This window comes from Mycobacterium sp., from assembly GCF_032162605.1.
GTDB lineage: Bacteria > Actinomycetota > Actinomycetes > Mycobacteriales > Mycobacteriaceae > Mycobacterium.
This window is the reverse complement of the sequence record NZ_JAVROT010000467.1, coordinates 1-8,672: the sequence shown is the minus strand read 5'-3', so window position 1 is coordinate 8,672 and position 8,672 is coordinate 1. Positions and strand designations below refer to the sequence as shown.

The 8,672-nt window shown below is 63.1% G+C and carries 10 protein-coding genes; 7 read left to right on the top strand and 3 right to left on the bottom strand.

Features of this window, described 5'->3' with window-relative positions; all coding sequences use genetic code 11:
- Nucleotides 1-347: 347 nt before the first annotated feature.
- Nucleotides 348-674: a tyrosine-type recombinase/integrase gene (locus QOI01_RS25900; protein WP_526386027.1), complete on the bottom strand. Its 327-nt coding sequence runs from the start codon at nucleotides 672-674 to the stop codon at nucleotides 348-350.
- 3 nt (nucleotides 675-677) lie between these two features.
- Here QOI01_RS25900 and QOI01_RS25895 point away from each other — a divergent pair, with 3 nt between their 5' ends.
- On the top strand, nucleotides 678-803 hold the full coding sequence (locus tag QOI01_RS25895) for a hypothetical protein (protein WP_526386026.1): 126 nt from the start codon (nucleotides 678-680) through the stop codon (nucleotides 801-803).
- Between the two features lie 605 nt (nucleotides 804-1,408).
- On the opposite strand, the gene QOI01_RS25890 is transcribed toward QOI01_RS25895, so the two are convergent.
- A complete protein-coding gene (locus QOI01_RS25890) occupies nucleotides 1,409-2,065 on the bottom strand; it encodes a response regulator transcription factor (protein ID WP_526386025.1) in 657 nt (218 codons plus the stop codon).
- A 208-nt stretch (nucleotides 2,066-2,273) separates the two neighbouring features.
- On the opposite strand from QOI01_RS25890, the gene QOI01_RS25885 reads away from it, so the two are divergent.
- The 5 genes from QOI01_RS25885 to QOI01_RS25865 all read left to right on the top strand — a co-directional run bounded on the left by QOI01_RS25885 (nucleotide 2,274) and on the right by QOI01_RS25865 (nucleotide 7,606).
- Complete coding sequence (locus QOI01_RS25885) at nucleotides 2,274-2,909, top strand: TetR/AcrR family transcriptional regulator (protein WP_526386024.1); 636 nt, start codon at nucleotides 2,274-2,276, stop codon at nucleotides 2,907-2,909.
- A 754-nt stretch (nucleotides 2,910-3,663) separates the two neighbouring features.
- Nucleotides 3,664-3,870: a hypothetical protein gene (locus QOI01_RS25880; protein ID WP_526386023.1), complete on the top strand. Its 207-nt coding sequence runs from the start codon at nucleotides 3,664-3,666 to the stop codon at nucleotides 3,868-3,870.
- Nucleotides 3,871-4,580: 710 nt separating this feature from the next.
- Nucleotides 4,581-5,246, top strand: a complete 666-nt coding sequence (locus tag QOI01_RS25875) for a Crp/Fnr family transcriptional regulator (protein ID WP_526386028.1) — start codon at nucleotides 4,581-4,583, stop codon at nucleotides 5,244-5,246.
- A 92-nt stretch (nucleotides 5,247-5,338) separates the two neighbouring features.
- Nucleotides 5,339-6,133, top strand: a complete 795-nt coding sequence (locus QOI01_RS25870) for an acyl-[acyl-carrier-protein] thioesterase (protein ID WP_526386022.1) — start codon at nucleotides 5,339-5,341, stop codon at nucleotides 6,131-6,133.
- A 642-nt stretch (nucleotides 6,134-6,775) separates the two neighbouring features.
- Nucleotides 6,776-7,606 carry an LLM class F420-dependent oxidoreductase gene (locus QOI01_RS25865; RefSeq protein WP_526386021.1) on the top strand — a complete coding sequence of 277 codons (831 nt, stop codon included), beginning with the start codon at nucleotides 6,776-6,778 and terminating at the stop codon, nucleotides 7,604-7,606.
- Nucleotides 7,607-7,876: 270 nt separating this feature from the next.
- Here the strand turns inward: QOI01_RS25865 and QOI01_RS25860 are convergent, their stop codons facing one another.
- Nucleotides 7,877-8,236 (bottom strand): hypothetical protein, encoded by a 360-nt coding sequence (locus tag QOI01_RS25860; RefSeq protein ID WP_526386020.1) that lies wholly within the window; start codon nucleotides 8,234-8,236, stop codon nucleotides 7,877-7,879.
- A gap of 206 nt (nucleotides 8,237-8,442) precedes the next feature.
- Here QOI01_RS25860 and QOI01_RS25855 point away from each other — a divergent pair.
- Nucleotides 8,443-8,672: spore germination YkwD domain-containing protein (locus tag QOI01_RS25855; RefSeq protein WP_526386019.1), on the top strand; the 230-nt coding region annotated here is incomplete at its 3' end.

Here is an 8,672-nt window from a genome sequence, read left to right as displayed (position 1 = left end):
CCAGGAGGTCGCCGGCGGCCTGGAGTGAGAAGCATCCACTTCGATGCCGCCTATGTCACCCAACGCAACGGTTCGGCCGTCCTATGGGCCCGAAGCATTGGGAACAAATTTGGGAACCAAACTCGGCGACACCGCCGAAATTGGGCGCAACGAATGGACCGTTCACAACACTGCAGAGACTCCTGACCTGGACAGACAAGACGTCGAGGATCCGATGAAACCGTCACCCGTCGGCTCATAACCCAGAGGTCGCAGGTTCGAATCCTGTCCCCGCTACCAGGCAAAACGGCCCCCGGAGATCTTTCCGGGCGCCGTTTTCATGGGGTTTGTGAACGGATTTGTGAACATTAGACAGTCTCATCATCTTCGGCAGCGCCATCTTCACCTGGGTCCCAGCCGTCCCCGATGAGGAACGAGGCGGCCTGTTCGGCGGCTTCGCGGTCGTCGTTACCCGAGGACGTGTGCGTAGGTCTGCAGGAAGAAGCCGACGTTGGCGTGCCCGATTCGACACTGACGACCTTCGCGCTGACCCCGGCCTTGAGTGCGCCCGTGGCGTAGGAGTGCCGAAGATCGTGGAAGGTGATGCGCGACAGTCCTGCCGCCGCAGCGAGGCGGTCGAAACGCTGCCGGATGGTGTCGGGGTGAGGTGGGCGACCGTCCTCGAAGGTGAACACGTAATGCCCGGGGTGATAGTCGCTGCCAAAGAACTCGCGTTCGCGGTCCTGGACGTGCGTCCGGGCACGTTGCGGAAGTGGCGGGCGTTGACCAGCATCACGTTCAGCGCGTCGTCGAGCAGAAAGTAGAACGGCTTCCAGTACGCCGCGGTCGACTCGACCACCACACACGTCACCCGCTCGGCGATCAGATACTCCCGCAACGCCAGAATGCTGCAGGCCATCGATGTTCAGGTAGTCACCGTCGACGACGTGGCTTTGCGGCCGCGGCCCGCAACTCGCACGCACACCTTGGCGTCCCTTTTGGCACGTCGATGCCCGCACACCGCGGATGAATCACCTCCATGACAGTTCATCTCCTTGCAATCAAATCTGTTGTTATGGAGAGTGTTTCGGGGAGGGCTGCAAAGAAACAGAAGGCTCACTCGCGTGCTCACAGGCAACAATCCACACCCCTCGCATAACCGCTAAGGGGATACCCTCCAGCCCCACGCTCTAGGGACGTGCTTACCAGCAACAAGGCGGGACGGGGTCGCCGAAACACCGTTTAAGGGTCAACCCGGGCCACGGCGAATGCAACCACCCACCCAACCGCACCAGCCCGTGATTTTCATTTCCCCACACCGTGGCGCAGCCCCAATGAACGCTCCGGGGGGAAGATCTGCTGGTTCGGTACCGCAGATCGAAGAAAGCCGGACCGTTCCGCTTTGCAGTTGGCTATCCCGCCGACCCGGTCAGCAGGCGTGGAGAAAGGTGATCGCCGCGAGAACCCGACGATGGTCGTCGCCGGTTTCGTAGATGTTCAGCTTGGCGAGGATGCTGCGCACATGCTTTTCGACGGTGCCGTCGGCGACCCACAGCCGACGGCCGATGCCGGAGTTGGACCGTCCCTCGGCCATCAGCGCCAGCACCTCCTGCTCGCGAGCGCTGAGCACCGCGAGCGGGTCGTCGCGTCGGCGGGCTGACACCAATTCGTGCACGAGCGCGGGGTCCACCACCGAAGCCCCGTTGGCGATCCGCTCGAGGGTGTCGATGAAGTCGGCCACGTCGGTGACCCGGCTCTTGAGCAGGTAGCCGATCCCGTGGCCGCTGGCCAATAGCTCCATCGCTTGCTCCACGTCGACGTGCGCGGACAGTATCAAGATGCCGGTGTCGGGGAACTCGTCGCGGATCACCCGGGCCGCATCGAGTCCCTCCGTGGTATTGGTGGGCGGCATCCGAATGTCGGTCACCACCAGCTCTGGCTTGGTGTCACGGACCAGCGCGAGGAGATGCGCACCGTCGCCGGTTTGGCCCACAACGTCGAAACCCGAGCGGTCCAGCAGGCTGGCCAAACCAGCGCGAAGCAGGACGTCGTCCTCGGCCAGGATCACCCGCAACGGATACTTCACCGAGCCGCCACGTTCCACCGGCGCGTTGTGCTCAGCACGAGCATGTCGTCGAAAGCCAGCTGGCGTTCGTCATAGTTGGTGAGCAGAATGTTCGCGTCTGTGCCCATCGGTGATGGTCCTTACAAAGTTGCAGGTCCCGAACGGTCATCCGATACGCTAATGTATCGGATACATAATGGTATCGGAATGTGGTGGGGATAACATGTCGATGTCGGCGATGCAGCCGCAACAACCTCCCAAGCCCGTCGGCGCTTCGCCGCGGGTGACCAAGCGGCGCGCGGAAACCCGCGCCAATTTGATCGAGGCGGCGTACCGGGTGTTCGCCGACAAGGGCTTCGGTCAGGTCCGTATCGACGACGTGTGCGCGGCCGCCGGCTACACCCGCGGAGCGTTCTACTCCAACTTCGACAGCCTCGACGAGTTGTTCTTCGCCCTCTACGACGAGAGCGCCCGGCTCATCGCCGGCCAAGTAACCTCCGCCATCACCGATGACGACATCAACCCCGGGATCGACGCGGTCATCGAACGCGTCACCGCCACTTTGCTTCTCGATCGCGACTGGTTGTTGATCAAGACCGACTTCCTCCTGCATGCCGCCCGAAACCCCGCTGTCGCCGACCGTCTCGCCTCCCATCGCCAACAACTGCGCACTGCCATCGAGACGCGACTCGACGGTGCCCGCGAACGGCTGACCCTTCCCGACGCGATCGCCGACATCCCCAACGCCGCCCGCGCGGTCGTAGCCGCCTACGACGCAGTCACCGTTCAACTGCTACTCGACGGTGACCTCCAAGCAGCCCGAACCTGGCTCACCCGACTCCTCACCGCGCTGCTCAACAGGTGACGACCTGCCAAACCAGGAAGCCCTAGAAGCAGCAGCCCATGACCGAGATACAGCCACAGTCCGACCTTGAATCCGCGTCGATTGAGTCGCCAGGTCGAGAGGTACTTCGGTGTCTCCCAGGTCACCTCGGCGCTGTACTGGTCGACCATCGCAAACACCGCCGCATATCTCCGCCACTCCACTGTGAGGTTTTTAGGTAACACGGGATTTCGACATTGCAGTCACCAGCCAGCGCAACGAAATCCCTCTCGGGGTACACCTCCCTTAAGGTTGATTCCAGCCGACTCGCTGTCCTAGTTTGGTGGTCGCACAATACAACTCGGGTGAATGGCGGCGTCGCCGCCAGGGCGCGCTGACCAGACCCCAGGATTACCTCGCCAGTTTCCCCGTTCAAAGTTTTGAGATGCGCCAGCGAACAAGTCGAGATTGAGCGTACGAGTGCCACTCGACGCTGTCGTGAAGGGCGTTGAGGTAGTTCTCCAATGCTTCGAGTTTGATCCGGGACCACGGCCCGCAACCCCGGGGCGCCGGCGGCTGTAGATTCTCACGGCGCGTGGCGGAATCTCACGTGTAATGGCGGACCTTGGCGGATCCGCTCGCTGATTCGTTCGGGCGACGGTTGGGTCAATTGCTGGGATGTCGGCGAGGTTCTCGGCTGCCCTGCTGGGTGACGCCGACAACGACGGCGCGTCGCCGCTGCCGACGTTTGGGATATTGCGCAAGCGAGCGTCGGGCTGACGCGATCTCTGCGGGAATGTCGCCTACCAGGCAGAAGGGATCAGACCTTCCCGCCAAGCTCACGCTCGGCGTGTCAGACCAAGCCCGGATCCACCGATTCAAGGGCGCCAACCACGGCGACGTGACGTTCCTGGGTTTCGACACCAACATCGCCAAGCCGTGGTCATCCCAACAGGTGATGCAAGGCATCATGAGCTTCCTCACCAAACATCTGGGCCGGTAGAACATTGGGGCACTGAGAACATCGCGCTTGACCATCCTCGCTGGACAGCCGTCGCTCACTCGACTTCGAACGGAATCGTGACAAGCAGCGATGTCCCGTCCGCGGCGGCACGATGGAGGTCGCCAGCCGCAGCGGACGTGGGACGTCTCTGCGCGTCACCATCCCCCTCCGAGGCTTGTGATCGTCTGCCGCATACCCCCGGGGGTGAAGGGGGTTGCGCGCCGGGCTCGCTGCCGTCCGTCGAGACCTAGGAAGGGTGCTGGACCTGGTGGCGGCCGGTTCGGCCGCGCAAGAGCGCAAGGCCCTAGGCCTTGCAGCTAGCAGGTAAGGGGAGTTCCGGTTGGCGGGAAGCGTTGATGGGGGTCAGCGGTGGCGGCATGGGCTCGATGGAGCGCCATTATTACAACTGCATCGTCGCACCTCCTTGATGACAACGACGCGGGCCCGGCCCGCCGGATCGGAGAATTCGGATGCCCGCTCACCCTGGAGTGATCGACATCGACCAAATTCGCGGCGGCCCAGATGATTTCTCGGAGAATACCCGGCGGCCCGCCGTTCCGAAGATGACGCCGTATCAGAACGCAAGTCAGACAGCTGGTTTCGCCGGAAGCGATGATACGAAGGCACAGGAGCTTGATGACCGGCGGCTACCGACGGATTGGCCAGAGTGCGTGGACACCGATGACGTCGACGAACGGGCTAAGCGGGCGATCCTGGCCAGGGCCGGACTGTTCCAGGGAGTCGAACCCAGCGCCGTAGCCGCGCTCACCAAGCAATTGCAGCCCGTCGACTTCCCAAGGGGGCACACCGTATTCGCCGAAGGTGACCCCGGGGACCGGCTGTACATCGCCATTTCCGGAAAGGTCAAGATCGGCCGACGCTCACCCGACGGCCATGAGAACCTGCTGACGATCATGGGGCCGTCGGACATGTTCGGTGAGTTGTCGATCTTCGACCCGGGCCCGCGCACGTCGAGCGCGACCACGATCACCGAGGTGCGCGCGGTATCGATGGACCGCGACGCGTTGCGGGCTTGGATCGCCGATCGCCCGGCAATCGCCGAGCAACTGCTGCGGGTGCTGGCCCGCCGGCTGCGCCGCACCAATAGCAACCTGGCCGACATGATCTCCACCGACGTGCCGGGCCGGGTGGCCAAGCAGCTGCTGCTGCTGGCGCAACGCTTCGGCACACGGGAAGGCGAAGCGATGCGCGTCACGCACGACCTGACGCAGGAGGAGATCGCGCAGCTGGTCGGCGCGTCGCGGGAGACCGTCAACAAGGCACTTGCCGATTTCGCCCACCGTGGCTGGATTCGGTTGGAAGGCAAGAGTGTATTGATCTCGGACTCCGAACGCATGGCGAGGCGGGCGCGCTAACAGCCGTTAATAGGGGCCGGGCAGTCGCGAGCTTCTCGTGATCGGATGCACGGTCCGGGCATGTTCGCAACGGGGGTGAAAGGGAAACTGTGATGACCCTGGACAAAAGGTTGATGCCCGTCCTCGACGGCCATCCCCATGTGTTCGAGCGCGAGTGGCCGCTACGGGTGGGTGACATCGACCGCTACGGCCGGCTGCGGCTGGACGCCGCCGCCCGTCACGTCCAAGACGTCGGCCAGGATCAACTGCGGGAGTTGGGCTTTGAAGACGTCCACCCGCTGTGGATTGTACGCCGCACCATGATGGACGTGATCAATCCGATCGAATTCCGAGACATGCTGCGGCTGCGTCGCTGGTGCTCAGCCACCTCGACCCGGTGGTGCGAGAAGCGGGTGCGCATCGACGGCCGCAAGGGCGGCCTGATTGAATGCGAGGCGTTCTGGATCAACATCAACCCCAACACCCTGATGCCCTCGCGCATCAGCGACGACTTCATGGAAGGGCTGCGGCGCACCACCGACGTCGACAGGCTGCGGTGGCATCCTTACCTGAGGCCCGGCGACCGCGATACAGCCACTGAGATCCACGACTACCCGGTGCGGTTCACCGACATCGACCTGTTTAACCACATGAACAACGCCGCCTACTGGAGCGTCGTCGAGGACTATCTGTCCGCGACACCCCAGCTGCTGAATGCGCCGCTGCGGGTGACCATCGAGCACGAGGCACCGGTCTCGCTCGGCGAGAAGTTGGACATCATCGGCCACGTCCATCCAGCCGGCTCCACCGACGAGTTCGGGCAAGGACTTGTCGACCGGACCGTCACCACGCTCACCTATGCCGTTGGCGACGAGACCAAGGCCGTCGCTTCAATCTTCGCCCTATAGCAACCGCGTCACTTGCAAATCCGGTCTCCGTAGCGGGGCCCGCCATGCGCGGCAGTGAACGACCGATTGTCTCCGGAAATCGGCGCGACAGACTGTCGATGAGCTGGTTCTCGGCTGCTCCGAGTTCCCGGTGGCCTTCGTCCGATGAACCGCTTTCCGCAGCGAGCTCGGCCGGGTCCCGCGATGGAAACGTGATCCTCCACTACCGCGTTCGAGTCTCAGAGTCCCTCTCGGTGACGTAATGACCAACTGTGCGACGGTGGAGCACTCCGTCGACCAGCGTTCGGAGCGAATCGCCGCGAAAGACGTCGCCCGTTGGTGGCGGCATTGCGCCGCACGGCGCCGGTTTCTTGGCGAACAGACAGAGCATCCTCTTCGATTCGGGGTTGGCGTGAATCCTCCGTCCCAGCAAGGTGACAGGTTTCATCGACCGGGGCGCGGAGGTGCGGGGCGTGGTCGGGGGTGGTGTCCTCGAACCCAATCGGCCTACGCAGAACAGCATTAGCTCGTGCGGCGGCGACAACAACCCCGGTGTTCCCGTGCAGGGTGCGACACCCTCCTCCGAACGCGAATCATGAGCCAAATAACGCGCTTCGTCATCGACACCGGCACGCTGGTCGGTGTCGGGAGGTTGAGTGAGATGTGAAGTTTGGTGTCGCAACTTTCATTACCGATGAGGGCGTGGGTCCACGACGGCTCGGCGCGGCGGTGGAGGAGCGTGGGTTCAACTCCCTCGTTGTCACCGAGCACTCGCACATTCCGGTCGCGTATGAGGAGCCCTATCCCGGTGCGGGCGAGCTGCCCCGTGTCTATCACCGCACTCTGGACCCATTCGTGGCGCTGTCCTCGGCGGCGGCGGTCACGCGTGACCTTGTCCTGACTACGGGGATAGTCCTGCTCCCGCAGCGCGACGTGATCTATACCGCCAAGGAGGTAGCCAGCCTGGACCTAGTCTCCAACGGCCGCGTGGCCCTGGGCGTCGGCTTGGGCTGGAACCGCGAGGAAATGCGCAATCACGGCACCGATCCGGCCACACGAGGGGCGAAGATGAATGAGCAGCTCGCCGCGCTCAAGCAGATCTGGACCGACGAGCAGGCTGAGTTCCACGGCCGGTTCATCGACTTCGGCCCCATCTTCTCCTGGCCCAAGCCGGTTCAGCGCCCGCATCCCCCGATCTACATCGGTGGTGAGAGCCGCGCGGCCCTAGAACGGTTACGCACTCTCGGTGACGGCTGGCTACCGCAGGCAGCCACCCCTCCCGAGACGCTGCGTCGGGTGCGTCTGTGGTTGGCGGACAACGGCCGCACCAACGTGCCCGTCACGATTTTTGGCGCAGGACGGGATAAGGCTGCATTGGCCGGCTACGCCGAAGCCGAGGTCGACGAGGTCACTTTCCTGCTCCCGACGCAGCCCGAACCGGAGACATTGCGCGACCTCGACGAACTGGCGGACCTCGCGAGCAGCGCCTCCTGACCAACTCATCCACACCAACTCTCGCACCGCCGCGATGGTGTGTCGAATCAACCGTTTCCCAGTCTCATGTCGTATACGACATCGGCACGACATTTCAACTGGGAATACGACACGGAACTGGGAACCTGATAGTTAGGCAGTTTTGTCAAGAGGCAGTGAAAGCCGCCCCGGCCGCGCTGGGTCGACCCGAGGACCATAAGGATGAGAATCGCTCGGCGCCGGTCAGAGAGCCGCAGTGCCTGACCGGTGTGGATCTGCGTGCTGGTGCGGCTAGGCGGCCGGGAATTCGATGCTGGAGAGCGCGAAGATCTTCCAGCCGTTGGCAGTTTTGGTGAGCGCGTAGAAGGCGGTCACTTCCTCGATCAGCGTTCCGTCGGGTCGGACGCGTTCGCCGTGTCGAAGGAGGACCTGCGCCTTGACATCGGAGACCGCTACGACGTCGATCTCGATCCCGACGCTTGTGGCCCAGTCACTTTGTCGTTTGAGATCGGTTGGGCTATAGGGGAATTCGTCGATGCTCTCCGCTCGGTCGGCTCCGAGAAAAGTACAGGACCACTGCACGCATTCGCGGATCGCTTGCTCATCGCTGGCCATGACCGCATCGACGTAACTCTGGTACGCCGCCAGCACGTCCCCGCGATTTGACATCAGACATTCCCCTTTACCACGATTCCCTGCCTGCCCCAGGGTGATGCGTCCGGACGGCAATGGCGTGCGGCATGTCGGTGTGCGGTCTTGGACAGACCGGCCGGCCCGATTCCGAACATCGCGAAAGCCTCAATCGGTAGCAGTGCTTTGCTGCAAACAGCACAGCGAGCCCATCTCCAGAGGCAAACATGACGACGAAACGCACGATCGTCGCGGTCTCCTCGATTTGCACTGCCTCCATCACTGTTCTCGGCACCGTTGCTGGTTTCCCTGCGCGCGCAGACGATTTGGGGACTGCGGTGTACAACGGCGTCAACCGGCTTCGCCAGACATGCGCGGCGATCGGCGACGATCCGCGTTTGACAGTAGCGGCGCAACGGCACGCCAACGACATACTGAAGACTGGCGTGGACGGCCA